Source organism: Agreia sp. (genome assembly GCF_964263775.1).
Classification (GTDB): domain Bacteria; phylum Actinomycetota; class Actinomycetes; order Actinomycetales; family Microbacteriaceae; genus Agreia.
Genome location: NZ_CAXVWM010000076.1, coordinates 1 through 22001 on the forward strand (window position 1 = coordinate 1; position 22001 = coordinate 22001).

The 22001-nt window shown below is 66.0% G+C and carries 23 protein-coding genes; 10 read left to right on the forward strand and 13 right to left on the reverse strand.

Translation table 11 applies throughout. The annotated features are described in order from the left end of the window. Positions 1 to 848, forward strand: an 848-nt coding sequence (locus ACE5CZ_RS06095; protein WP_374946443.1) for an ABC transporter permease, incomplete at its 5' end; no start/stop codon positions are given. A 2-nt stretch (positions 849 to 850) separates the two neighbouring features. On the opposite strand, the gene ACE5CZ_RS06100 is transcribed toward ACE5CZ_RS06095, so the two are convergent. Then, positions 851 to 1567, reverse strand: coding sequence for a methylated-DNA--[protein]-cysteine S-methyltransferase (locus tag ACE5CZ_RS06100; RefSeq protein WP_374946444.1), 717 nt, complete (start codon positions 1565 to 1567; stop codon positions 851 to 853). Further along, complete coding sequence (locus ACE5CZ_RS06105) at positions 1564 to 2061, reverse strand: RNA polymerase sigma factor (protein WP_374946445.1); 498 nt, start codon at positions 2059 to 2061, stop codon at positions 1564 to 1566. The genes ACE5CZ_RS06100 and ACE5CZ_RS06105 overlap by 4 nt, the downstream gene beginning before the upstream one ends. Before the next feature lie 68 nt (positions 2062 to 2129). On the opposite strand from ACE5CZ_RS06105, the gene ACE5CZ_RS06110 reads away from it, so the two are divergent. Then, positions 2130 to 2537, forward strand: a complete 408-nt coding sequence (locus tag ACE5CZ_RS06110; protein WP_374946446.1) for a nitroreductase/quinone reductase family protein — start codon at positions 2130 to 2132, stop codon at positions 2535 to 2537. 15 nt (positions 2538 to 2552) lie between these two features. Here ACE5CZ_RS06110 and ACE5CZ_RS06115 read toward each other — a convergent pair whose 3' ends face one another. Continuing rightward, complete coding sequence (locus tag ACE5CZ_RS06115; protein ID WP_374946447.1) at positions 2553 to 3680, reverse strand: Fic family protein; 1128 nt, start codon at positions 3678 to 3680, stop codon at positions 2553 to 2555. Positions 3681 to 3866: 186 nt separating this feature from the next. Between ACE5CZ_RS06115 and bla the strand changes: the two genes are divergently transcribed. After that, entirely contained in the window at positions 3867 to 4817 is a 951-nt protein-coding gene (bla, locus tag ACE5CZ_RS06120) for a class A beta-lactamase (protein WP_374946448.1), read from the forward strand. Here bla and ACE5CZ_RS06125 read toward each other — a convergent pair. After that, on the reverse strand, positions 4811 to 5854 hold the full coding sequence (locus tag ACE5CZ_RS06125) for a zinc-binding alcohol dehydrogenase family protein (protein ID WP_374946449.1): 1044 nt from the start codon (positions 5852 to 5854) through the stop codon (positions 4811 to 4813). The two genes, bla and ACE5CZ_RS06125, sit on opposite strands and share 7 nt — an antisense overlap. 125 nt (positions 5855 to 5979) lie before the next feature. Here ACE5CZ_RS06125 and ACE5CZ_RS06130 point away from each other — a divergent pair, with 125 nt between their 5' ends. Both ACE5CZ_RS06130 and ACE5CZ_RS06135 read left to right on the forward strand, forming a co-directional pair. Continuing rightward, the gene (locus ACE5CZ_RS06130; protein ID WP_374946450.1) at positions 5980 to 6465 is read left to right on the forward strand and encodes a MarR family winged helix-turn-helix transcriptional regulator; all 486 of its coding nucleotides are present in this window, start codon (positions 5980 to 5982) and stop codon (positions 6463 to 6465) included. Positions 6466 to 6589: 124 nt separating this feature from the next. Continuing rightward, positions 6590 to 7777 carry an LLM class flavin-dependent oxidoreductase gene (locus tag ACE5CZ_RS06135; protein ID WP_374946451.1) on the forward strand — a complete coding sequence of 396 codons (1188 nt, stop codon included), beginning with the start codon at positions 6590 to 6592 and terminating at the stop codon, positions 7775 to 7777. Positions 7778 to 7821: 44 nt separating this feature from the next. Here the strand turns inward: ACE5CZ_RS06135 and ACE5CZ_RS06140 are convergent, their stop codons facing one another. Further along, complete coding sequence (locus ACE5CZ_RS06140) at positions 7822 to 10149, reverse strand: FdhF/YdeP family oxidoreductase (RefSeq protein ID WP_374946452.1); 2328 nt, start codon at positions 10147 to 10149, stop codon at positions 7822 to 7824. Beyond that, the gene (gene fdhD, locus ACE5CZ_RS06145) at positions 10146 to 11030 is read right to left on the reverse strand and encodes a formate dehydrogenase accessory sulfurtransferase FdhD (protein WP_374946453.1); all 885 of its coding nucleotides are present in this window, start codon (positions 11028 to 11030) and stop codon (positions 10146 to 10148) included. Before fdhD ends, ACE5CZ_RS06140 begins: the two co-directional genes overlap by 4 nt. Positions 11031 to 11135: 105 nt before the next feature. Here fdhD and ACE5CZ_RS06150 point away from each other — a divergent pair, with 105 nt between their 5' ends. Genes ACE5CZ_RS06150 through ACE5CZ_RS06160 form a run of 3 tightly spaced genes read left to right on the forward strand, consistent with a single transcriptional unit; the run spans position 11136 to position 13488 of the window. Beyond that, positions 11136 to 11858 carry a molybdenum cofactor guanylyltransferase gene (locus tag ACE5CZ_RS06150; RefSeq protein ID WP_374946454.1) on the forward strand — a complete coding sequence of 241 codons (723 nt, stop codon included), beginning with the start codon at positions 11136 to 11138 and terminating at the stop codon, positions 11856 to 11858. Continuing rightward, positions 11855 to 12199: a DUF6457 domain-containing protein gene (locus tag ACE5CZ_RS06155; RefSeq protein WP_374946455.1), complete on the forward strand. Its 345-nt coding sequence runs from the start codon at positions 11855 to 11857 to the stop codon at positions 12197 to 12199. Before ACE5CZ_RS06150 ends, ACE5CZ_RS06155 begins: the two co-directional genes overlap by 4 nt. Further along, positions 12196 to 13488: a molybdopterin molybdotransferase MoeA gene (locus ACE5CZ_RS06160; RefSeq protein WP_374946456.1), complete on the forward strand. Its 1293-nt coding sequence runs from the start codon at positions 12196 to 12198 to the stop codon at positions 13486 to 13488. The genes ACE5CZ_RS06155 and ACE5CZ_RS06160 overlap by 4 nt, the downstream gene beginning before the upstream one ends. Before the next feature lie 20 nt (positions 13489 to 13508). Here the strand turns inward: ACE5CZ_RS06160 and ACE5CZ_RS06165 are convergent, their stop codons facing one another. The 4 genes from ACE5CZ_RS06165 to ACE5CZ_RS06180 form a co-directional block, all read right to left on the reverse strand. Further along, positions 13509 to 13883 carry a VOC family protein gene (locus ACE5CZ_RS06165; protein WP_374946457.1) on the reverse strand — a complete coding sequence of 125 codons (375 nt, stop codon included), beginning with the start codon at positions 13881 to 13883 and terminating at the stop codon, positions 13509 to 13511. Between the two features lie 75 nt (positions 13884 to 13958). Next, a complete protein-coding gene (locus ACE5CZ_RS06170; protein ID WP_374946458.1) occupies positions 13959 to 14666 on the reverse strand; it encodes a helix-turn-helix transcriptional regulator in 708 nt (235 codons plus the stop codon). Between the two features lie 306 nt (positions 14667 to 14972). Continuing rightward, entirely contained in the window at positions 14973 to 15599 is a 627-nt protein-coding gene (locus ACE5CZ_RS06175) for a DUF6434 domain-containing protein (RefSeq protein WP_374946474.1), read from the reverse strand. A gap of 190 nt (positions 15600 to 15789) precedes the next feature. Further along, on the reverse strand, positions 15790 to 17085 hold the full coding sequence (locus ACE5CZ_RS06180) for a uracil-xanthine permease family protein (protein ID WP_374946459.1): 1296 nt from the start codon (positions 17083 to 17085) through the stop codon (positions 15790 to 15792). 309 nt (positions 17086 to 17394) lie between these two features. Here ACE5CZ_RS06180 and ACE5CZ_RS06185 point away from each other — a divergent pair, with 309 nt between their 5' ends. Together ACE5CZ_RS06185 and ACE5CZ_RS06190 are read left to right on the forward strand one after the other, a co-directional pair. Next, on the forward strand, positions 17395 to 17898 hold the full coding sequence (locus tag ACE5CZ_RS06185) for a hypothetical protein (RefSeq protein ID WP_374946460.1): 504 nt from the start codon (positions 17395 to 17397) through the stop codon (positions 17896 to 17898). Positions 17899 to 18183: 285 nt separating this feature from the next. Next, positions 18184 to 19845 carry an ABC1 kinase family protein gene (locus ACE5CZ_RS06190; protein WP_374946461.1) on the forward strand — a complete coding sequence of 554 codons (1662 nt, stop codon included), beginning with the start codon at positions 18184 to 18186 and terminating at the stop codon, positions 19843 to 19845. Positions 19846 to 19864: 19 nt separating this feature from the next. On the opposite strand, the gene ACE5CZ_RS06195 is transcribed toward ACE5CZ_RS06190, so the two are convergent. From ACE5CZ_RS06195 to ACE5CZ_RS06205, 3 genes are all read right to left on the reverse strand, one after another. Then, on the reverse strand, positions 19865 to 20383 hold the full coding sequence (locus ACE5CZ_RS06195; RefSeq protein WP_374946462.1) for a DUF664 domain-containing protein: 519 nt from the start codon (positions 20381 to 20383) through the stop codon (positions 19865 to 19867). A gap of 62 nt (positions 20384 to 20445) precedes the next feature. Continuing rightward, complete coding sequence (locus ACE5CZ_RS06200) at positions 20446 to 21303, reverse strand: hypothetical protein (protein ID WP_374946463.1); 858 nt, start codon at positions 21301 to 21303, stop codon at positions 20446 to 20448. Next, entirely contained in the window at positions 21300 to 21971 is a 672-nt protein-coding gene (locus ACE5CZ_RS06205) for an LON peptidase substrate-binding domain-containing protein (RefSeq protein ID WP_374946464.1), read from the reverse strand. The genes ACE5CZ_RS06200 and ACE5CZ_RS06205 overlap by 4 nt, the downstream gene beginning before the upstream one ends. Positions 21972 to 22001 lie beyond the last annotated feature (30 nt).

The following is a 22001-nucleotide window of genomic DNA, read 5'->3' on the forward strand; positions in this document are numbered from 1 at the left end:
TGTCGAACATCGACGAGGCCGAGCAGCTCGTTCGAGACGGCGACGCCGACGCGGCGATCGTGCCCGCCGACGGGCCCACCGGCATCCAGATCGTGGCGCTCGAGGAGGCACCCGCCGCCCTTGTCGAGCTGCTGAGCGTGACGCCGGAGGTGACCCTGCTCGAGCCTTCAGACCAGAACGGCGCGCTCGCGTACCTCGTGGGGCTCGGCTTCGGAATCGTGTTCTTCATGGCGGCGACGCTCTTCGGCACGACGATCGCGCAGAGCGTGGTCGAGGAGAAGGCGACCCGGGTGGTCGAGATTCTGATGTCGGCGATCTCGGCGCGCGCCCTGCTGGCCGGAAAGGTGGTCGGCAACACCCTGCTCGCATTCGGCCAGATCGTGCTGATCGCCGTGGCCGCGATCGTCGGGCTGGTAGTGACCGGGCAGGATGCCCTGCTGAGTGACCTCGGCCCCTCGATCGTCTGGTTCGTGGTCTTCTTCGCTGTCGGTTTCGTGCTGCTGGCGGCGATGTTCGCCTCGGCTGCGGCGCTCGTGTCGCGCCAGGAGGACATCGGTTCGGTGACAACGCCGGTGATGATGCTCGTGATGATTCCGTACTTTCTCATCGTGTTCGCCTGGGACAACGACCTGATTCTGACGATCATGTCGTACGTGCCGTTCTCGGCACCGATCGGTATGCCCATGCGCATCTTCTTGGGAACCGCCGAGTGGTGGGAACCCCTGCTCTCGCTGGTGATCATCGTCGCGACGACCGTGGTGGTCGTGCTTCTCGGGTCGAAGATCTACTCCAATTCGCTGCTGCGCACCGGTGCTCGCGTGAAGCTGTTGGAGGCGCTGCGCGGCTGAAGTTAGGCAGCAACGACGCGGTGCTCGAGTTCGAGAAGAGTGGTTTTCGCCTCGAGGCCTCCGATGTAGCCGCCGAGCGATCCGTCGGTGCGCAGCACGCGGTGACACGGCACCACCACCGGCAACGGGTTGGTGGCGCAGGCCGTGCCGACCGCGCGCACCGCCTTGGGGTTGCCGACGAGCTCGGCCACCTGTTTGTAGCTCTCGGTCGTTCCGTAGGCAATCGCGGGAAGGTGCCCCTGCACCATTCGACGAAACCCGCCGGAGAGCGCGTGATCGAGCCGGAGGTCGAACGCGCGGCGCGACCCGGAGAAGTATTCGTCGAGTTCGAACGCCGCCGTGTCGAGACGCTTCGGCGCATGCAGGATGCGTGGACTGACCCGAGCCGACAGCGTCTCGAGCACGAGGTCGTGATCTTCGCGAGCGAAGGCCACCCGCAGCAACCCGGCCTCGGTCGCCGCGAGCAGCAGCGAACCCAGCGGTGAGTCGACGGTTGTATAGGCGATGTCGAGCAGCCCACCTGTGCCGGCGTTCTGTTCGAGTGTGCGATGCAGCAACTGGAGTTCGATGGCGCTCGGTCGCGTGGATTCTGCGCCGAACAGGGATTCTGAGTCGAACGGCGACTCTGAGTCGAACGGCGACTCTGCACCGAACAGAGACTCTGCACCGAACAGAGACTTTGAGTCATGCGGCGACTCAGCGCCGAGCGGATCGGTCATCGGGTGGCTCCTTCGAGAGGGATGGGTGCGTAGGTGGCACGAAGAGTGCGGATGCCGTCTGCCGCGGCTCGTCGAGCCGCTTCGGGCGTTCCGCCGAGCAACTCGGCGATGTCTGCATAGGGGAGCCCGCCGAGGTAGTGATAGGCCACGCACTGGCGCTGTCTCTCGGGAAGCCGACCCACGGCATCCATCAGGTCGTGATCGTGCGTGCCCGGCCCGCCGACGTTCGAGGCCTGCTCGGGCAATTCGTCGACGGTGATGGGCCTGCGTTGCCTGGCCCGTAGCAGGTCGAGTGAGCGGCGGTGCGCGATAGTGACGAGCCACGCCTGGGCGTTCGCGTCGGCGGGCAACTCGGCATAGGCGCGCAGTGCCGAGATGAAGGTCTCTGACCACGCGTCGTCGGCGTCGTGGATGCCCACAACCGCCCGACACACGCGGAGCACGGTCGCGCCGTGGTCGGCGACGACGCGTTCGAAGGGGGGTTTTATGGTCACACTCAAGTAGACGCCACGGCAGGGCCGAATGTGAGATGGTCGAAGAAAACTTTCTCGAGGAGGAGACGATGACCAGCTTCAACGCCCAGATCATCCAGGAATTCCGTGGCAACGGCGGCCACGTCGAGACCGCGGGTTTCGGCGACAAACTCGTTCTGCTGCGCACGATAGGAGCGCGCACCGGAGAGGAGCGCGTCACCCCGACGATGGCGCTGCGCGACGAGGACTCGTGGCTCGTGTACGCGTCGAAGGCAGGGGCACCCGATAATCCCGCCTGGTACTACAACCTGGTTGAGAACCCCGACATCACGATCGAGACGCCGCAGGGCGACGTCGAGGTGACGGCAAGCGAGCTGCATGGCGACGAGCGCGATGCTGCCTGGGATCAGGTCGTGGCGGTCGCCTCGGGCTTCGCCGACTATCAGGTGAAGGCGGGCGACCGGGTGATACCGGTGTTCAGGCTCACGCCGCGCTAGTGATTGATCTGCGGGCTAGAAGAGTTCTGGTTGGATAGATCCGACGGATGGCGTAATGACTTCGTCGCGGGTCAGCAGAGCCAAATATTTGGTGTTGATGAATAGTCGTTCTCGACCAACCTTGAGGTCCACGAGAACTCCGGCCCGGACGAGCGCGTTCAACCACGACGTAGCAGTAGGTCGTGACACATGGCACCGAGCTACGACGGTGGCGATTCGGCAGTAGGGCTGTTCGAAGAGCACCAGAAGTAGATCCGCGTTGATGCCGCCGGTCATGACATCGCGAATTCGGTCCATGGTTTCCTGCTGCAGCTCTCCGATTGCATCGATTTTCTTGATCGTGCTCAACGCGGTCTGGCGAAGGCCCTCGAGTATGTAAAGAATCCATTCTTCCCAGGCCGCGTGCGATGTCACTTTGAGGAGCAGCCTGTAGTAGTCGTTCTTGCTCTCGATGATGTATCTGGACAGGTAGAGAATGGGCGCTGCAAGAAGGCCCTTTTCGACCAGCATCAGAACGTTGAGTATTCGACCGGTACGACCGTTGCCGTCTTCGAACGGGTGTATCGCTTCGAACTGATAGTGGGCAATTGCCATCGCGACGAGGGGGTCCATGTCGTGGTCCGAATGGATGAATGTCTCCCAGTTGGATAACTTGTCGCGGATGATTCGTTCGCCTACGGGGGGCGTGTAAATGGCTGCTCCGTTGCTTGGATTCCCAATGTATGTGCCGGGTAGGCGTCTCACGTTCATGTCGCGACGCTTGATCGTAGAGCAGACAGCCACCGCCGTGTTGATTGTCAGTGGCCGAGCCAGCACTGCCTCATAGCCTTGGAACAACGCCGATCGGTATTGAAGGGTTTCTTTCGTCGCGGGGTCGTTTGCGGCTGACTCGTCGACGGCAAACCGAAACAGTTCGTCTGCGGTCGTGACAATGTTCTCGATCTCGGAGCTCGCCTGGGCCTCCAGGAGGGGAATGGTGTTTATGAGAACTGCAGGATTAGGTATTCGCCGGGCAGCCTGATCGAGTGCGGCAATGGCAGCACGCGCGGCCACGGTGGCCTTGAGTACGGTTCGAGTTTCGACCTCAAACCGCGGAGGAAGAGCAGGAAGCTCGTTGTAAGGCTCCGGGGCGGTCCACGTCATCTGTAAAGAATAGCGACACGTCTGTACAACATGTAAAAAATATGGTCTTTTTTTTACATGTCACAACCATCCGTCAAAACACTTCGCACATGTGCGTTCCACTTCTGGCCGGACTAGTTCGATTGCATCCAACAGGGCAACACGAGCGCATGTGACAGGCCTCGCCGCGGCTGACACACTCGAGGCATGAGAATGACCTCACTCCTTGCGCGGCGCATCCGAATGGGCGGTGCCGCGGTGGTGACGGGCGCGGCCGTTCTCGCGATGCTCGGCGGATGCGCGCCGACCGAGGCCGGGCCGAGGCCCGTGGCGGTGGCCGCAACCGCGACGACGGCTGCGCCGACCGCGCCGATCGATCCCGCACCCGCGTTCGCCCAGCTCGAGCAGGAGTTCGACGCCCGCCTCGGCATCTATGCGCTCGATCCGATCACCCGAGCCGAAGTGGCCTATCGCGCCGACGAGCGCTTCGCGTACGCGTCGACCTTCAAGGCGCTCGCGGCGGGCATCCTGCTGAAGACTGTGCCCGACGCAGAGCTCGACGAGGTCGTGTACTACGGCGTAGACGCGCTGCGTGCGAACTCGCCTATCACCGAGGCGAATATCGACGAGGGCATGACCCTGCGGGCCGTGGCCGAGGCGGCCGTGCGATTCAGCGACAACACCGCAGGCAACATCGTGCTCGAACGCCTCGGCGGTCCCGAGGGATTCACGCAGGCCCTGCGCGAACTCGGCGACACGACGAGCAGTTCTGATCGCCTGGAGACCGAGCTGAACAGTGCGATTCCGGGAGACACGCGCGACACGAGCACGCCACGCGCATTCGCCCTCGACCTCGCGACGCTGCTCACGACAGACGCACTCGGCGCCGCACAGCAGTCCCAGCTCATCGATTGGATGACCGGTAACGCCACCGGCGCCGAGCTGATCGACGCGGGTCTGGATGCCGGATGGGCGGTCGCCGACAAGTCGGGCGCCGGGGCATACGGCACACGGAACGACATCGCGCTCGTGTGGCCGCCGAGCGGTTCGCCGATCGTGCTCGTCGTGATGTCGACCCGCCCGACCGAAGACGATGAGTACGACAACGCACTCGTCGCGCGCGCGACGGAGGTTGCCCTCGACGGGATGGGCTACTGAGCACCCAGGGTGCCGCTGCCGTCGTGTCGGTGTCGAGGGCGAAGCACCAACTTTCCTGTCGACGCGCCGGATTCGAGCAGCCGATGGGCAGCGGCGGCGTCAGCGAGATCGAACTCCTGCACGGGCGGCACCGTGATCGATCCCGCACCCGCCCAGGAGACGAGATCCTGAAGCGCCTGGATCACCACCGGGTAGCGGTGAGCGAACCACTGCCCGAGGTTGAAACCGGCGATCATCTGTCCGGGGGCCGGGTCGTAGAGCAGCGGCTCCAGTGCTGCTCCGCTGACCTCTGAGCCGCGTCCCGCGACGGCACCATAGGTGATGAGCCTTCCGAAGGGTGCGAGTGCGCGGATGCTCTGGGTCAGGTGTGCCGGGCTGGTCATCTCCAAGACGACGTCGGCGCCCCGGCCGTCTGTCAGGCGACGGACCTCGTCGGCCCACCCGGTCGAGCGAGAGTCGATCACGAAATCGGCGCCGTTCTCCATTGCCGCCTGTCGTTTCTCCTGCGTACTCGCGGCACCGATGACGGTCGCGCCGAGGAGCTTGCCGAACTGCACGGCGTAGCTGCCGAATCCGCCACTCGCGGCGGGAACGAACAGCACGTCTCCCGCCTCGAGGCGGGCGGCCTCTCGGAGCAACACGAGGGCCGACAGGCCGGTGACGATCAGCGCAGCCGCTTCGTTCACCTGCACGGTCGGTGGAACGAGGATGGCACCCGCCGCCGACATGAGCGCGTACTCGGCATATCCGCCTTCGCCGCCGACGCCGGCGAGGCCGAACACGACGCTTCCCAAAGCCGGCTCATCGACGCCCTCGCCCCGGGCGGTGACGGTGCCTGCGACTTCGCCACCAAGCACGAAGGGCAGCGGTGTCGCGTCTGGATACGGGTCGTTTCGTCGGCGGGTGACGTCGGAGAAGTTGACTCCGGCAGCCTCCACCTTGACGAGGATCTGGCCAGGGCCAGGTGTGGGCACCGGAAGGTCCACCACCGTCAGAACCTCGGGGGAGCCGTATTCTGAGATCTGTACTGCTTTCATTGCGGGTCGCCTTTCACGACGCAGACCGTGCCTGCGTCAGCGTTATGTGTCTAGCCACACAAATGCATGGCTAGACACATAACTGAGCGACCTGTGCTCTTATTCCCGTTGTCGAGAGGTGTCGTGTGGCTGACGATCCAGAGCTCGCCGTGCGTCGACCGGAGGCGGTGGCTGCTGTGCCGTTGAGTTTCGGGTTGTTCGCCCTGTCTCGCGCCCTGCACACGTACGGAACGGCCCTGCTCGCAGACCTGGGGCTGCACCCGGGTCAGGAGCTGATCATCATGTATCTGTTCGATGCCGAAGAGGCGTCGGCATCCGAGATGATCGCCGAGCTCAGCCTCGATCACTCCACGGTGTCGCGGTCGCTCGTGCGCATGGAGAAAGCGGGCCTGATCACGCGGTCGCCTTCCATCACAGACCGCCGTAAGGTCCTCGCCAGATTGACGCCCCGGGGCCTGAGCCTGCGGAGGCCCCTTCAAGATCTCTGGTCTGCCGTCGAGGCGACCGTGACCGCGCCACTCGCCACCGGTGAGCAGGAGACGCTCCACGGGCTTGCCCTCCGCGTCGAGGATGCGCTGACCCGGGCGCGGCGAATCTCCGCTTCTGTGTAGCGCCGCACTCGCTGTCACCGGATGCGCCGCTGGCGCATCCGAGGGCCGGGAATAGTTTCTGGAGGCGACGCGTTCTTGATCACATATATGCAAACGCATAGAAAAGTTCGAGGAGTGGTTGACCATGCAGTTTGGAATTTTCATCGTCAGCGACGTGACGACCGACCCCACGACGGGCCTCACGCCGAACGACACCGAGCGCACCAAGGCGATTCTCACCATCGCCCAGCACGCCGACCAGGCGGGCCTCGACGTCTTCGCCACGGGTGAGCACCACAACCCGCCATTCGTCGCCTCGTCGCCCACGACCATGCTGGGCTACCTCGCCGGCGTCACCGAGAACATCGTGCTCAGCACATCGACCACGCTCATCACCACGAACGACCCGGTGAAGATCGCCGAGGACTACGCGATGCTGCAGGTCATCAGCAACGGTCGCATGGACCTCATGATGGGCCGCGGCAACACGGGGCCGGTCTACCCCTGGTTCGGCAAAGACATCCGCAAGGGCCTCGAGCTCGCCACCGAGAACTACGCCCTGCTGCGCCGCCTCTGGGAGGAGGAGGTCGTGGACTGGGCGGGAAACTTCCGCACCCCGCTGCAGGGATTCACCTCGACCCCGCGTCCACTCGACGGAGTTGCCCCGTTCGTCTGGCACGGATCGATCCGCAGCCCCCAGATCGCGGAACAGGCCGCCTACTACGGGGACGGCTTCTTTCACAACAACATCTTCTGGCCCATCCAGCACACCGAGCAGATGGTGAAGCTCTACCGCAGCCGCTACGAGAGCTACGGGCACGGCCGCGCCGACCAGGCCATCGTCGGACTCGGCGGGCAGTTCTTCGCACGCAAGAACTCGCAGGCCGCGAAGGATGAGTTCCGCCCCTACTTCGATAACGCGCCCGTCTACGGACACGGCCCGTCGATGGAGGACTTCACCGCGCAGACCCCGCTTACTGTGGGGTCTCCGCAGGAGGTCATCGACCGCTACGCCGCCATGCGCGATCACGTGGGCGACTACCAGCGCCAGCTGTTCCTCATCGACCACGCGGGCCTGCCGCTGAAGACCGTGCTCGAGCAGATCGACATCCTCGCCGAGGAGATCGTTCCCGCGCTTCGCAAGGAGAACGACTCCCAGCGCCCCGCCGGCGTTCCGAGCAACCCGCCCAGCCACGCCGAGCGCGTCGCCGCGGCCCGTGCGAAGGGTGCCGTCGCATCCACCCACGTCGAGGGCGAGGACGAGTGGACGGGCCTGACGGCCGAGGACGCAACCAAGCCCCTGGCCAAGGCGGGCGCGGCGTTCGGGCTGTAAGCCGTCAGGCCGTCGCCGAGTGAGCAAGAAGTGTCGCCTGCGTTCTACGCGAGCGACACTTTCTGCTCAATCGATGCGGTTGCCACCGCCGCCGCCGGCACCAGGCGCACCACGACCGACTTCGACACCGGGGTGTTGCTCTCATCGGTCACCGAGTCGAGCGGCACCAGCACGTTCGCCTCGGGGTAGTACGCCGCGGCGCACCCTCTGGCACTCGGATACGACACCACCCGGTACGAGCGCAGCACCCGCTCGATTCCGTCGTTCCACTCGCTGAACACGTCGACGCTCTGCCCGTCCTCCAACCCGAGCTCATCGAGGTCGAGCGGGTTCACGAACACCACGCTGCGCCCCTTCTTGATGCCGCGATAGCGATCGTTGAGGCTGTAGATCGTGGTGTTGTACTGGTCGTGGGCGCGCAGCGTCTGAAGCAGCAGCGTTCCCTCGGGGCGCACGACGGGCTCGAGGTGGTTGACCGTGATCATGGCCCGGCCCGTGAGCGTGTTGAACGTGCGGCTGTCGCGCGCACCGTTCGGCAGCACGAAACCGTCGATGTTGCGGATGCGTTCGTTGAAGTTCCCGAAACCGGGAACGACGTGGCTGATGTGCTCGCGGATCAGGTCGTAGTTCTGCTCGAAACCGGCCCAGTCGATGGGTCCGTCGTCTCCGAGCACGGCGCGGGCGAGCCGCGAGACGATGGCGATCTCCGACTGCACGTGGTTCGAGATCGGCTCGACCTTGCCGCTCGACGCGTGCACGGCGCACACGGTGTCTTCGACACTCACGAATTGCAGACCGGATGCCTGCCGGTCGAGTTCTGTGCGCCCCTTCGTGGGCAGGATCAGGGCTTCTTCGCCGATCACCGCGTGCGAGCGATTGAGCTTGGTCGACAACTGAACGGTGAGCCGCGTGCCGCGCATCGCTGCCTCGGCCACCTGGCTGTCGGAGATCGCGGCCACCAGGTTGCCGCCCATCGCGAACCACACCTTGATGTCGCCGCGGGCCATCGCCTTCATGGCGTTCACCGAGTCGAGCCCGTGCTTTCGCGGCGGCTCGAAGCCGAACTCGGCCTTCAGCGCATCCAGGAACGCATCCGGCATCTTCTCCCAGATGCCCATCGTGCGGTCACCCTGCACATTGCTGTGACCCCGGATGGGCGACGCCCCCGCACCCGGTTTGCCCATGTTGCCGCGAAGCAGCAGCAGGTTCACGATCTCCTTGATCGTGCCCACGGCCTTCTTCTGCTGCGTGATGCCCATGGCCCAGGTGATGATCACGCGGTCGGCCCTGATATAGCGGTCGGCCAGTTCGTCTATGTCGGATGCCGTGAGTCCCGTGGACTCGAGAACCTCGGCCTCGTCGAGGTCGTCTAGGTGCGCCATGAACTCCTCGAGCCCGGAGCAGTGCTCGGCGAGGAATTCGTGGTCGAGGACCGTTCCCGGGGACCGTTTCTCGGCATCCAGAACCCGCTTCGAGACGGCCTGCATCAGCGCCATGTCGCCGCCGAGCCGGATGTGCACGAACTGGTCGGCGATCTTCGTGCCGTGTCCTGCGATGCCGCGGGGGCGCTGCGGATTCTTATAGCGCAGCAGCCCGGCCTCCGGCAGCGGATTGATGGCCACGATCGTGGCGCCCGTGCGCTTGGCGTCTTCGAGCGCGGTGAGCATGCGCGGATGATTGGTGCCGGGATTCTGGCCCATCACGATGATGAGATCGGATGCCTCGAAGTCGTCGTAGGCGATGGTCGACTTGCCCACGCCAAGGGTTTCGCCCATGGCGGTTCCGGTGGATTCGTGGCACATGTTCGAGCAGTCGGGCAGGTTGTTCGTGCCGAACGCGCGCACGAAGAGCTGGTAGGCGAAGGCGGTCTCGTTGGCGGTGCGGCCGCTCGTGTAGAAGGCGGCCTCGTCGGGGGAGTCGAGCTCATTCAGCCGCGAAGCGATGATCTCGAACGCCCTGTCCCAGCTCACCGGCTCGTAGTGGTTCTTGCCGGCGGGCTTGTAGACGGGCTCGACGAGGCGGCCCTGCATGCCGAGCCAGTGCTCGGAGCGGGTGAGCAGGTCGTCGATCGAGTGCTGGCCCCAGAAGCTGCGGGGCACCGCGATGGGCGTGGCCTCCCAGGTGACGGCCTTCGCGCCGTTCTCGCAGAACTCGGCGGCCTTGCGCCGGTCGGGGTCGGGCCATGCGCAGCTCGGGCAGTCGTAGCCATCTTTCTGGTTGAGGCTCAGCATGAGCTTCGCAGTGCGGGCGACGCCCATGCCCTCGACCGCCGGAACCATCGAGTGCACGATTCCCGGAACGCCGGCGGCCGACGTCTCGGGGTGGCCGACCTCGAGCTGGGAGTCGTCCTCACGGGGCGGGATCATGGTCATGCGGCACCGATGCTTTCACTGGAGATGGCTTCGGGAATGTCGTCGAACTCCGACTCGAGAACGCGCTCGGCCCCTGAGTAGATGACCATGGAGTCGCCGCGCAGAAAGCCGACGAGGGTGATGCCCAATTCGCTCGCGAGTTCGGCGGCCAGTGACGACGGCGCCGACACCGCGGCGAGCAGGGGGATGCCCGCCATCGACGCCTTCTGCATCAGCTCGAAGCTCGCCCGTCCCGACACCATCAGCACGGTTCCGACGAGCGGAAGCAGGTTCTCGCGCGTCGCCCAGCCGATCACCTTGTCGACCGCATTGTGCCGCCCCACGTCTTCGCGCAGCACGAGCAGTTCGCCGGTGACGCCGTCGAAGAGGGCGGCGGCGTGCAGGCCGCCCGTCTTCTCGAACACGGCCTGCTGTTCGCGAAGCCGATCCGGAAACGTCGTGAGCAGCGCGGCTTCGATGCGGAGGGCATCCGACCGGGCCGTATAGGCCGACTTCGTGCGAACAGCGTCGATCGACGCCTTGCCGCACAGCCCGCACGAACTCGTCGTGAAGAAGGCCCGCGCAAGGCTGGGATCGGGCGGTGCGACGCCCGGGGCGAGCGTCACGTCGAGCACGTTGTAGGTGTTGAGGCCCTCGTCGCTGGCGCCGGCGCAGTAGCGGGCCGCGGCGAACTGCTCGCCGTTCGAGATCACTCCTTCTGACACCAGAAAGCCCGCGGCGAGGTCGATGTCGTTTCCCGGGGTGCGCATCGTGATCGCGAGCGACAGGCCGCCCACCCTGATCTCGAGCGGCTCCTCGGCGGCGAGCACGTCTTCACGCGCACTCTTCATGCCTCCAACCGTGAGACGGGTGACGCGACGACGCACTGTGATTCTGCCCATAGAGCAGGCTTATCACCGATGCCGCGCAGCCGACAGGGCTGGCCGTCGGATCAGTGCGGATCACTGCGGATGGCCGGTGTCGGTGCTCGGCCGTAGGCTGGTCGGATGCTGCTCGACGCGATCGTGCTGGCGGGCGGAAGGTCGTCCCGTCTCTCTGGCGTGCCCAAGTCGCGGCTGCTCTGGCGCGGCTCGACGTTGCTGCAGAATACGGTCGACGCCGTTCTGGATACCGGGGCCCGGCGCGTGGTCGTCGTCGGCCCGGGCGACGGCCCGGCCGGCGGCCCGAGCGGGGCTGCGAGCACGGCGCCGGATGCGCAGGCCTCAACTGCTCGCGTGCTGTTCGCCCGCGAAGATCCGCCGTTCGGTGGGCCGGCGGCAGCCGTCGCGGCAGGCATGCGGGCGCTCTCAGAACACGAGGCATCCGGGGTCGAAGCCGTGATCGTGCTCGCGTGCGATATGCCGGGGATCGCCGGCGCCGTGGCTGCGCTCGTCGACGTGGTGCCGATGCTCGGCGTGGTGCATATAAGTGATGACGCCTCCGTGTCTTCGAAACAGGGCGCGATCATGTCGGACTCCGCGGGTATGCGCCAGCCGCTCGCCGCGGTCTACCGTCGCCAGGCCCTGGCCGATGCGGTCGCGGGCCTTCGCGCATCCGGCACCCTCGACGGCGCCTCGATGCGCTCGCTCATCTCGTCGCTCGACCTGATCGAGCTGGTTGACTCCACGGGGTCGACACGCGACGTCGATACGTGGAACGACGCGGCCTTCTTCGGCATCGAGCAACCGCAGCACCCGCAATTGCATGACGAGCAGAGGAGTCGAGCGTGAGCGACGACGGAGTGCACCAGCCCAAACCCGAGCCCGGCAAGCCCGAGAAGCGGGCGAGGTCGGAGGAGGAGAAGGCAGACATGATGGAGGCGCTCGAGCGCTGGAGCGACTCTCTGGCGGTCGAGCTCGGCATTGCGGATGTCGACCTCGACATCGACGCACTGCTCGCGCTCGCGGGGGTGGCGGCGCATGCGGTGCTGAGGCCGGCGGCTCCGCTGACCACCTATCTCGTGGGCTACGCGGCCGGTCGTGCATCGGCGCTCGACGGGTTGAGCGCCGAGCAGGCCACGGCCCGGGCATCCGACATCGCCTCGAAGCTCGCCCGCCGCCGCGACACATGAGCGCCGAAGCGGGCGGGCATCGCGTCTCGTGGACCCAGGCCCGCCAGCTCGCGTTCGCCGCCACGCGCGCGCTGCCTCCGACGACCGTTTCCCTGTCGGCGGCGGTCGCACGCACGCTCGCCGAGCCCGTGATCGCCCTCTGCGACGTTCCGCACTACGCGTCGTCGGCGATGGATGGCTGGGCCGTTCGCGGTTCCGGTCCCTGGGTGCTGGCCGGCGGTAGTTCTGCCAGCGCCGGCGCCGCCGATAGCGTCGCTGCTGCTGCTGCTGCTGCCGGTGCCAACGCCGACACCGAGTCCGACGCGGACGCCACTGCCGACGCCGATTCCGACGCGGCGCCGACGTCGAGCGAGGCGCGCGCGATTGTGACCGGGGGGCTCATTCCCGAGGGGTTCGACGCGGTGTTGCGCAGCGAGGCCGGCGACGTCGACTCCGATGCGAGGGCAGGCGGCGACCAGATCCTGCGTTCGACGGTCACGCCCTGGCCCGGCCAGCACATCCGGCCGCAGGGCGAGGAGTTTCGTCGGGGCGATGTGGCGATCGAGGCGGGCGTGCGGCTGAACCCCGCGCACATCGCGGTCGCCGCCGCGTGTGGAGTCGACGCGCTCGTCGTGCGTGCGCGCGGCCGGGTGTCTCTGGTGCTCACGGGCGACGAGGTCGTGACCCACGGCATCCCGGCCCCCGGCACGGTGCGCGACAGTTTCGGCCCCCAGCTGCCGGCGTTCGTCGGGATGCTGGGCGCAGAGGTCGTTCGCCAGGAGCGGGTGGGCGACGACCATGACGCGCTCGTGCGCGCTCTCTCAGCCGATGCCTCGGCACACGACGTGATCATCACGACCGGGGGAACGGGCTCGTCATCTGCCGATCACCTGCGCCGCGCCCTGGCCGAGCTCGGGGCGCGCATTCTGGTCGACGGGGTCGCGATGAGGCCGGGCGGGCCCAGCCTGCTGGCTCGATTCGCAGACGGTCGGCTGCTGATCGGGCTCCCAGGAAACCCCCTTGCGGCGATAATGGGGCTGCTCACCCTGGCCGCTCCGCTGCTGGGAGCGCTCGCGGGCGCCGGCCCACCCGAGCCGTCCCGCATCCGGCTCGCGCAGGCGGTTCCTGCGGGGCGCGGCGAGACGCGGCTCATCCCGTTTCGGCTCGTCGACGGGCTGGCTCGGCCGAGTGCGTTCACGGGGTCGGCGATGCTGCGCGGCCTGGCCGACGCATCCGGTGTTCTGATCTGCGCGAACAGCGACGCCGACGCCGGCGACGAACTGCAGTTCCTCACACTTCCGTGGGCGTGAGCGGTGGGCGGCCGTAGACGTTACGAGGTCGGGGTCGAGAAGAGGTTGACGAGGTTTTTATCGGGATCGCGAAAGAGGGTGGACCTGTTGCCCCACGGCATGGTCGTCGGCTGAAGTACGACGTCGTCGAGCATCTCGTGGAGGCGCGCGAATTCGGCGTCGACGTCTGTGACCTGAAATTCGATGATGATCGAGTCGTTGCTGGCCGGCTTCGGGGCGTTATCGCCCAGCATGGCGACCGTCTCGGCGCTCGCTATCGCGACCGTGCCCGAGGTCGTTCGCAATTCGGCGAATACCGGAGCCGGCCACGTCGCCGCGATTCCCGTCACCGCTTCGTAGAAGCGGGCGAGCCGGTCGACGTCGTGCGTGATGATGCGGATTGATGCGAGGTCCATGGTTTCCTTTCAGCCGGGCCATCCGACCCGACATAGTCATCTTCGGATACTCGCGCGACAACATCATGTCGGTGTTTAGAGCGGATCCTGCTCCAGTCCGACCGTCCGCAGTTCCCCCTCGACGATGCCGAGGTCGTCTGCTTTGAGCATGCGGCGGGGCGCCCGTTCGATCATGAGCTCGGTGCGGGTTATGCGGTCGCTCCGGAAGGCTCGGAGCTCATCGCGAAGCCGGCACCAGGCAATCAGGTACCAGTTGTCACCCTTGCCGACAAACCCCATCGGTTCGACGTCGCGTTCGGTCGCAACGCCGTCGCGGTCGGTGTAGCAGATGCCGAGAACCTGGCCGGTCCGCAAGGCGACGGCCAAATCGTCGGGCGCTGCGCTGGCGTTCTCGTCTCCGAGCAGATGGATGCGGGTGGCCAGGTCGGCCGTCTGTCTCAGGCTCCGATTCTCTGTGACGGCGACGACCTTGCGCAGAGCCGACGTCGCAGAAGCGCGGAACGGACTCGTGGCCAATGCGCCCAGGGCGACCATCACGGCGAGGACTTCGTCGACCGTGAACCCGAGGGGCGCGAGGGTGTGGGCCGTATCCAGGCAATAACCGCCGCTGCGGCCGGATTCCGCCCAGATGGGCACTCCACTCTGCTGCAGTGCCGACAAGTCTCGCTCGATGGTTCGCGTGCTGACGCCGAACCGGTCGGAGAGCCACCGAGCGCTTCGGGGTCGCGGCGACACTGCACGCAACTCCTCCACGAGGGCGTAGAGCCTGTCGGTGCGAGTCACATCTCGACTTTAGCTCTGCGGAGTTGATCGATGCGTGGCGGCGTTCTGTGATCGCTCGGTGGCGCGGTGGACGTCGGAACTGTCTTGGAACACGTCGGAGGCGGATACGGGACACTGTAGTTGTGATGACGGTGACTTCAATGCCGCCGATCACCTCAGGCTAGGGGTGTCCGCCGACAATGGACACCCCTAGACCTGCCGTCCGAGTGGTCAATGCAGTGCGCAACCGGACGAGGAGCGTGCGGCACCACTCGCCTCGTCGGCTGATGTCCGCGTAGTTGAACGGCCAGCTCACACCCGTATTCTCTATGCTCGGCTTCTCTGATCCATTGGCTTGTCGCGGTAGTCGCGCCATGCGGCCAATAGTTCTTCGCGGTCACTCTCTGGATGGGCCGAGCGCCAGGCTCGCGTAAATCGGTTGTATTCGAATTGCTCTGATATGGGCCGGGGTGCGTCTGTTCTGGTTGCCCGCCAATGCTCGAGAGCATCGCCGAGCGTGCTGTCACCCGTGTTCGCAGCGAAGAAGTCACGCATTGCGCTGTCAAAACGAAACGAAGGTCCGACCTGATCCGTAAACCATGCCCGCAGGTGTTGAGTGCAACGATGCCCGGCCGGAATCAGAGTGTCGCCCTCGAGGTCGCCGGTCAATTGCTTTACGGGCAGTTTCCGCACGGTTGGTTCGCTGAAGAGTTCCCCAGCGAGGTGAGCCCGTACGCGGGCGGTAAGTACCGACTTGACTCCGTTGGCCGAGATGCCCGCTCTACGCGAGAACTGCTGGAGTTCTTCCGAGAGCCAATACCAACTGGAGAACTCTTCTGCGGTAAGAGCGGAGGAGAGTTTGGGCCTGTTCGTCGTCTTTACCATCACATCGCGAGAGTAGACCGAACCGCCGACATCGTGCTTGGAGGATGCGTCCGCTCTCCGCATTTGCATCACTGCGAAAACTGTTTGAGCCTACCTACACGCCACGCCCAGCGCTGAAACAAAACCGAGCTCCTACCTTGCTCCAGAGGAATACATGGCCAGCCCAGCTCAGCCACGGCCATCTCCTCTCGGATCAGGCCGGACCCTCACACACCGTTATTCAGACAGTCCCGCGGGTCGTGACCGGCCGTCTCGATCGTCACGCGGCTCGGCGACCGCCATCCGTGCCTCGCAGCCGAGCCACCGCAGACATTGCGTGGTAGATCACGATGGCGGCGACCGTGCCGAGGGCGATGCCGTTGAAGGTGACCGAACCGGCGTTCAGGGTGAAGTCGGCGATGCCGATGATCAGCGCGGTCGCGGCGGTGAACTGGTTGACGGGCTTCGAGAAGTCGACCCTGTTGTCGAGCCAGATCTTCACGCCGATGATTCCGATCAGGCCGTAGAGAGCCGTGGTCACGCCGCCGAGAACGCCAGCGGGGATCGTGTTGATGACGGCGCCGACCTTGGGCGAGAGGCCGAGCAGAATGGCGACGGCGCCGGCGATCCAGTAGGCGGCGGTGGAGTAGATGCGCGTCGCAGCCATCACGCCGATATTCTCGCCGTAGGTCGTGGTTCCCGATCCGCCGCCGAAGCCGGCGAGGACGGTTGCGAGGCCGTCGGCCAGCAGAGCGCGACCGGTGAGCGCGTTCACCTCGGGCGACTCGGTCATCTGGGCCACGCCTCGAATGTGACCCACGTTCTCGGCGACGAGCACGAGCACCACGGGCAGAAAAGCGGGAAGCACGCCCCAGACGGCTGAATCCGCGAAGGGGTTGGCAGGAAGGGCGAACTGCGGAAGGCCGATCCAGGCGGCATCGCCGACGGCCGAGAAGTCGACCTCGCCCGCGATGACGGCGGCGACATAGCCGACGACGACGCCCATGAAGATCGACAGCCGAGCCAGCATGCCCCTGAACAGCACGGTCGAGAAGATGACGGCTGCCAGGGTGATGAGGGCCGTGAGCGGCGCGAGTTGAAAGTTGTTCTTCGCGGCGGGTGCCAGGTTGAAGCCGATGAGAGCCACGATCGCGCCCGAGACGACGGGAGGCATCAGGGCGTTGATCCAGCCGATGCCGGTGACGAGCACCACGACGCCGACCAGCGCGAGGAGTGCACCCACGGCGAGGATGCCGAAGAGGGCATCGCCCATGCCCGTGCTGGCGACAGCCGCGGTGATCGGGGCGATGAACGCGAAGGAGGATCCGAGATAGCTCGGCAGTCGGTTCTTCGTGATCAGCAGAAACAGGAGGGTGCCGATGCCGCTGAAGAGCAGCGTCGTGGCGGGTGGGAAGCCCGTGAGCACAGGAACGAGGAAGGTCGCACCGAACATCGCGACCACGTGCTGGCCGCCGAGGCCGATCATGCGAGGCCAGGTGAGTCGCTCACCCGGCCTCACCACGGCATCCGCTTCGACGTTCTTGCCGTCGCCGTGAAGTGTCCAGAGCTGTGTCATCTGCGTTCGTTCCCCTTGCCTGGCTGCGTGCCGGTCGTTGTGCGCTCCTGGCGGGAGCTCTCTCGAGAGTAGTGCGCGCGACTTTTGCAGGAGGAGCGCGTGGCCCCGTGGATAGTGGCGTCGGCCGCGCTCTCCTCCTGAATCAGTGACAGCGCATCCTTGTCCACAGTGTGGAGGAGAGGCGAGTCCGGCGCCCGCATCGTGGCCCACTCTGTGTGCATGCAGAACTACCCCGTCGCCCACAGAAGCCACCTGATAGCCCGGGGCCTGTCGATTCGCCACATTTCAGCCGCGGTCGAGGATGGGCGCATGATCCGTGTTCGTCAGGGGTGGTACGCGGCATCGGATGCGACGCCCGCCGTGGTGCAGGCGGTTCGAGTCGGGGGTTCGTTGACGTCGCTGTCGGCCACGAGCCTGACCTCGATCTGGACCCCGCCCGATGAACAGCTCCACGTCGCGGTCGCTCGAAACGCCTCGCGACTGCGCTCACCCCACAGCAGCACGCGCCCTCTGGCCCGACAGCGCGACAGGGTGTGCATTCATCCTCTCGAACAGGCCGGGGTGATCTATGAACCGGTGCAGTCGACCGCGCGTGCCTTGGCGCACGCGGCGCAATGCCAGACAGAGGAGATGGCCCTGACGGTGATCGACTCCGCGCTCAATCTCGGTCTCGTGACCGAGCCCGAGCTTCGGGCTCAGTTCGAGGGCCTTCCTCGTCGGTGCCGTCGCCTGCTCGAGAAGGTCGAGCGACGGAGCCGACAGCCACAGCTGGCACTGGTTGGAGGACCAGTACCGCGAGGACCACCGCCGTGATGCCGTGCTGGTGAGCATGGACTACGTCGTGTTCAGGGCAACGTACGAGATGGTGATGTTCGACTGGGCCTTTGTCGAGTCGATCGTGAGGCATGTGGTGGCAACTCGAAAGCACACATGGCCACGTCGTCGCCGTGACGCCGTCGGTGAGCTTCTCGGGTGAGGTGACTCATGCAGGAGGAGCGCGTGGCCTCGTGGATAGTGGCGTCGGCCGCGCTCTCCTCCTGAATTAGTCGCAGAGCCCGTGACAAAATGGGCGCATGACCGAGGCTGAGGCGAAACCACGTGGCTAATCCGATCGCCGAAGCCGTCGGAACACGGCTCGAGCGCTACCGCGAGATCGCCAGCGTGCTGAGCCGCCACGGACTCAGCTTCATCATCCGAGCGACCGGGCTCGATCGCTTCGAGCCGGCGACGCAGGAGCAGTCGCGCGCCACCAACCCCGAAAACCTCCGGCGCGCGCTCGAAGAGCTCGGCCCCACGTTCGTGAAGCTCGGCCAGCTGCTGTCGACGCGCTCCGACATCCTTCCTCCCGACTACCTCACCGAGCTGGCCAAGCTGCAGGATCGTGCTTTGCCAGTGAAGGGCGCCGTGATCAAGCGCCTCATCGCCGAAGAGCTCGGCGACTCACCCGACCGGGTCTTCGCGAGCTTCCAGGTCAAGCCGCTCGCCAGCGCCTCGATCGGCCAGGCTCACCTGGCCACGCTGCACGATGGCACCGAGGTGGTCGTCAAGGTGCAGCGCCCAGACATCGCCACGAACATCGCCATCGACCTCGAGATTCTGCACGCGCTCGCCGTGCGGGCCTCACGGCAGTGGAAGCTCGCGGCCGACTACAACATCACCGGCATCACCGACGAGTTCGCCCGAACGCTGCGCGAAGAACTCGACTACACGCACGAGGGTCGCAACGCCGAGACCTTCGCAGCCAACTTCGCGGGCGACGACACGATCCATATTCCCCGCGTCTTCTGGGACACGAGCACGACGCGGGTGCTGACACTCGAGCGCATCACCGGCCTCAAGATCGACGACCTCGCCGGTCTCGACGCCGCCGGCATCGACCGTCCCGGCATCATGACGCACGCGGTCGACGCGGTGGCGCAGATGGTGTTCGTCGACGGTGTCTTTCACGCCGACCCGCACCCCGGCAACCTCTTCGTCGAGCCGACCGGGCGCATCGGGCTGATCGACTTCGGCATGGTGGGCCAGATCGACGATGTCCTGCGCGGTCAGCTCGCCGACCTGTTCATGGCGCTGAGCCGGCACGATGCCGACCGCATGGCCTCGGCGCTCACGGCGTTATCGAGCTCGAAAAAGTCGATCGATACCGAGTCGCTGCGCGCCGACCTCGTGGGATTCATCGACATCTACCGGGGCAAGGGGCTCGGCGAGGTCGACATGGCCGCCCTCATCAACAGGCTGCTCGCCGTTCTGCGGCACAATCGCGTGCAGCTGCAGCCCTCGATCGTGATGCTGCTGCGCATGCTGCTGATGGTCGAGGGCATGGGGGTGCTGCTCGATCCGACCTTCAGCCTGGGGGATGCGCTCAAGCCGTATGCGACGAAACTCGCGCTGTCGAAGTTCTCGCCGGCCGCGATCGCAAAGAGGCTGGCCGCCGCGGGACTCGAGGCCGCGGAGCTCGGAATCGAGCTGCCCGACAAGATCCGCAGGGTCTTCGACGTGATCGACCGAAACGGCATCGAGGTGCACCTGAGCTCCTCCGAGCTCGATCCGCTGGTGGCGCGCATCGAGAAGATCGGCAACCGTGTCGTGGCCGGGGTGATCGCGGCCGCGTTCATCCGGGGCATCGGTGAGCTCGCCGTCGGTGACAGCAAGCGCTTCGGCAGGTGGAACGGCCCGCTGATGGGCATCGGGCTGGGCGCGAGCGGCGCGCTCAGCGCCTACATCGCGCTGACGTCGCTGCGCAAGCGTCGCCGGGACTGACGCCGGGGCCAGACTCCGTTCAGACGCCGGAGCGCTCCGCAACGCCCCGCACGAACGACGCCTGGCCCGCGTGCTGCAGATCGTCGGAGATCACACTGACGAGCCGCGCTGCGAGGGTGACGGGCGGATCCCACGAGGTGTCGACGACGCGCGCGAAGTCGTCGTCGTCCAGGGTCGCCACGAAGTCGAGCGTTCGGGCGCAGACGGCATCGTGGTAGCCGATCAAGTCGTCGCGCGAGACGCCCCTCACCGCCGCGACCTCGGTGGCGGACTGCCCGTAGCCGGTGGCGTCGACGTCGAACGGAAGCCCGAAACGGTCGTGCCAGCCACCCTCGGTCCACAGCTGGTCGGCCCCCACGAGGTCGGAGACGTGGCCGTCTTGCACGCGCGTGAGGTGCCAGACCAGCCACGCCACGGTATTCGCCTCGCCGTCGGCCCGGAACGTGAGCACCTTTTCGGGGGCGCCGTCTACGGCTCGGTGCACGGTCTGCTGAATTCTCTTGAAGGCATCGGTGAGGGTGTCGGTCATTGCGCTCATCACCTCAGTCTTCTCCGTGACACGGTTGTGCGCCACCCGTCGTGCCTGATCGACCCGTGGACTCACCGAGCCGAGCTCTCCGCAACGGACACCGCTCCTGCCGGGTAGAAGCGCACCCCGTTGCTCAGCATGAAGACGAGCACGAGGCCAGCGGCGATCAGGCAGAGCAGCGCAGCGGTCGGTCGCCGAAAGCGCAGAAACTCGTGAACGATGCGCACCCTGCCCGCGAACGGTAAGAAGAGCGGGGCGAAGATTCCGGTTGCCGCGACAGCGATGAGCGTGTCGCTCACCATGTCGATGGGGTGGCTTCGCATGGTGAAGGCAAAGGTGAGCGCGTAGACGAACACCAGCACGGCGGTTCCGGCGGCCCACGATCCGATGCCGAGGGAGCGCATCGATCTGACCGAGCCATCGGCGTAGGCGGTGACTCTCGTGGCGAAGAGGCGGGCGAGCAGCACCGTTCCTCCGACACCGACCGCGAACCCGATCCAATAGAGCGGGGGCGGCGCCGCGAACCAGAACAGCAGGGTCGCCACGTCTCCGGCGCCGGTGAGCGGGGCGAGAATCAGCGAGCTGAAGACGAGCTGCACGCTGATGAACCCCAGCCAGGTCACGAAGAGTCGGGTGATTCCGGCTCCCCAGATGCGCGCCGCGAAGATGAGGGCGAGGCCCGTCACCAGGCTCGTGATCGTGGCCACGGTCGAGGTGAGGATGAGCGTCTGGGTCTGCGTGATGTCGAACTCGACGTAGCTCGGATAGAAAGTCGCGCGGGACTGCAGGCCGATCGCGGTCGTGAACCGCGCCAGCTCGTGCAGGGTGATGGCCACGATTCCGGCGAGAACGAAGGCGACCGCGCCATTGAACCAGAGAGTCGTCGACGGTGCCGGCGCGTCGTCGCCGAACGATCTCGGCGAACTCACGGGCCCTCCTCGACGTCGTCGCCCGGAAACTCGTCGGCGCTGTCTGCACCGGGGCCGGCCGACCAGGCCGAGGCGAACGACTCCGCCGCATCCGTCGCCCGTTCGCGAACGCCGGCCAGCAGTTCGTGCATCGAGATCGCGCCGAGAAACGAGAGCTGGTCGAGCTCGCCGACCGGGGCGATGCCGGCGAGTTGCCAACAGGCCTCGAGGGGGTCGTTCGACAGCTCGACGACGGATGCCCAGCGCTGCTCGGTGAATTCGCTCGCCACGGCGAGGGCCCGGCGCACGGCCTGTTCGGCCTCGTTTCGCAGCGGGCGCAACGACTCATCCCACTCGAGCGGCTCGAGAAAGCGGATCTCGGCACGCGGATACGGATCGTCGTCGAGCCAGCCGGTCACCTCGAAGCGCGATCCTCCCTCGGCGTTGACCGCCACGAACCCTTCGCCTCCGGCCAGCTCGCTGATGAGCGCCAGGGTTCCGAGCTGAAAGCGGTGCTCGCCGCCGCCCACCTCTTGACCACGCTCGATCAGAACGACGCCGAACTGCGGCTGCTCGGTCTCGAGCATCGTCGCGAGCATCACGAGGTAGCGCTGCTCGAAGAGTCGCAGCGACGTCGGCATATAGGGAAAGAGCACCGTGCCGAGGGGGAGCATCGGGATCTCGGGCATGGGTCAAGACAAGCACGGTGAACCGGTGTT

Coding starts and splice junctions, on each gene's coding strand:
- ACE5CZ_RS06175 (WP_374946474.1), bottom strand. CDS start 15,599: ATGCAAATGCGGAGAGCGGACGCATCCTCCAAGCACGATGTCGGCGGT.
- ACE5CZ_RS06195 (WP_374946462.1), bottom strand. CDS start 20,383: ATGAGCGCAATGACCGACACCCTCACCGATGCCTTCAAGAGAATTCAG.
- ACE5CZ_RS06110 (WP_374946446.1), top strand. CDS start 2,130: ATGACCAGCTTCAACGCCCAGATCATCCAGGAATTCCGTGGCAACGGC.
- ACE5CZ_RS06125 (WP_374946449.1), bottom strand. CDS start 5,854: ATGAAAGCAGTACAGATCTCAGAATACGGCTCCCCCGAGGTTCTGACG.
- ACE5CZ_RS06165 (WP_374946457.1), bottom strand. CDS start 13,883: ATGGACCTCGCATCAATCCGCATCATCACGCACGACGTCGACCGGCTC.
- fdhD (WP_374946453.1), bottom strand. CDS start 11,030: ATGGGCAGAATCACAGTGCGTCGTCGCGTCACCCGTCTCACGGTTGGA.
- ACE5CZ_RS06180 (WP_374946459.1), bottom strand. CDS start 17,085: ATGACACAGCTCTGGACACTTCACGGCGACGGCAAGAACGTCGAAGCG.
- ACE5CZ_RS06115 (WP_374946447.1), bottom strand. CDS start 3,680: ATGACGTGGACCGCCCCGGAGCCTTACAACGAGCTTCCTGCTCTTCCT.
- bla (WP_374946448.1), top strand. CDS start 3,867: ATGAGAATGACCTCACTCCTTGCGCGGCGCATCCGAATGGGCGGTGCC.
- ACE5CZ_RS06160 (WP_374946456.1), top strand. CDS start 12,196: ATGAGCGCCGAAGCGGGCGGGCATCGCGTCTCGTGGACCCAGGCCCGC.
- ACE5CZ_RS06150 (WP_374946454.1), top strand. CDS start 11,136: ATGCTGCTCGACGCGATCGTGCTGGCGGGCGGAAGGTCGTCCCGTCTC.
- ACE5CZ_RS06185 (WP_374946460.1), top strand. CDS start 17,395: ATGATCCGTGTTCGTCAGGGGTGGTACGCGGCATCGGATGCGACGCCC.
- ACE5CZ_RS06205 (WP_374946464.1), bottom strand. CDS start 21,971: ATGCCCGAGATCCCGATGCTCCCCCTCGGCACGGTGCTCTTTCCCTAT.
- ACE5CZ_RS06135 (WP_374946451.1), top strand. CDS start 6,590: ATGCAGTTTGGAATTTTCATCGTCAGCGACGTGACGACCGACCCCACG.
- ACE5CZ_RS06140 (WP_374946452.1), bottom strand. CDS start 10,149: ATGACCATGATCCCGCCCCGTGAGGACGACTCCCAGCTCGAGGTCGGC.
- ACE5CZ_RS06100 (WP_374946444.1), bottom strand. CDS start 1,567: ATGACCGATCCGCTCGGCGCTGAGTCGCCGCATGACTCAAAGTCTCTG.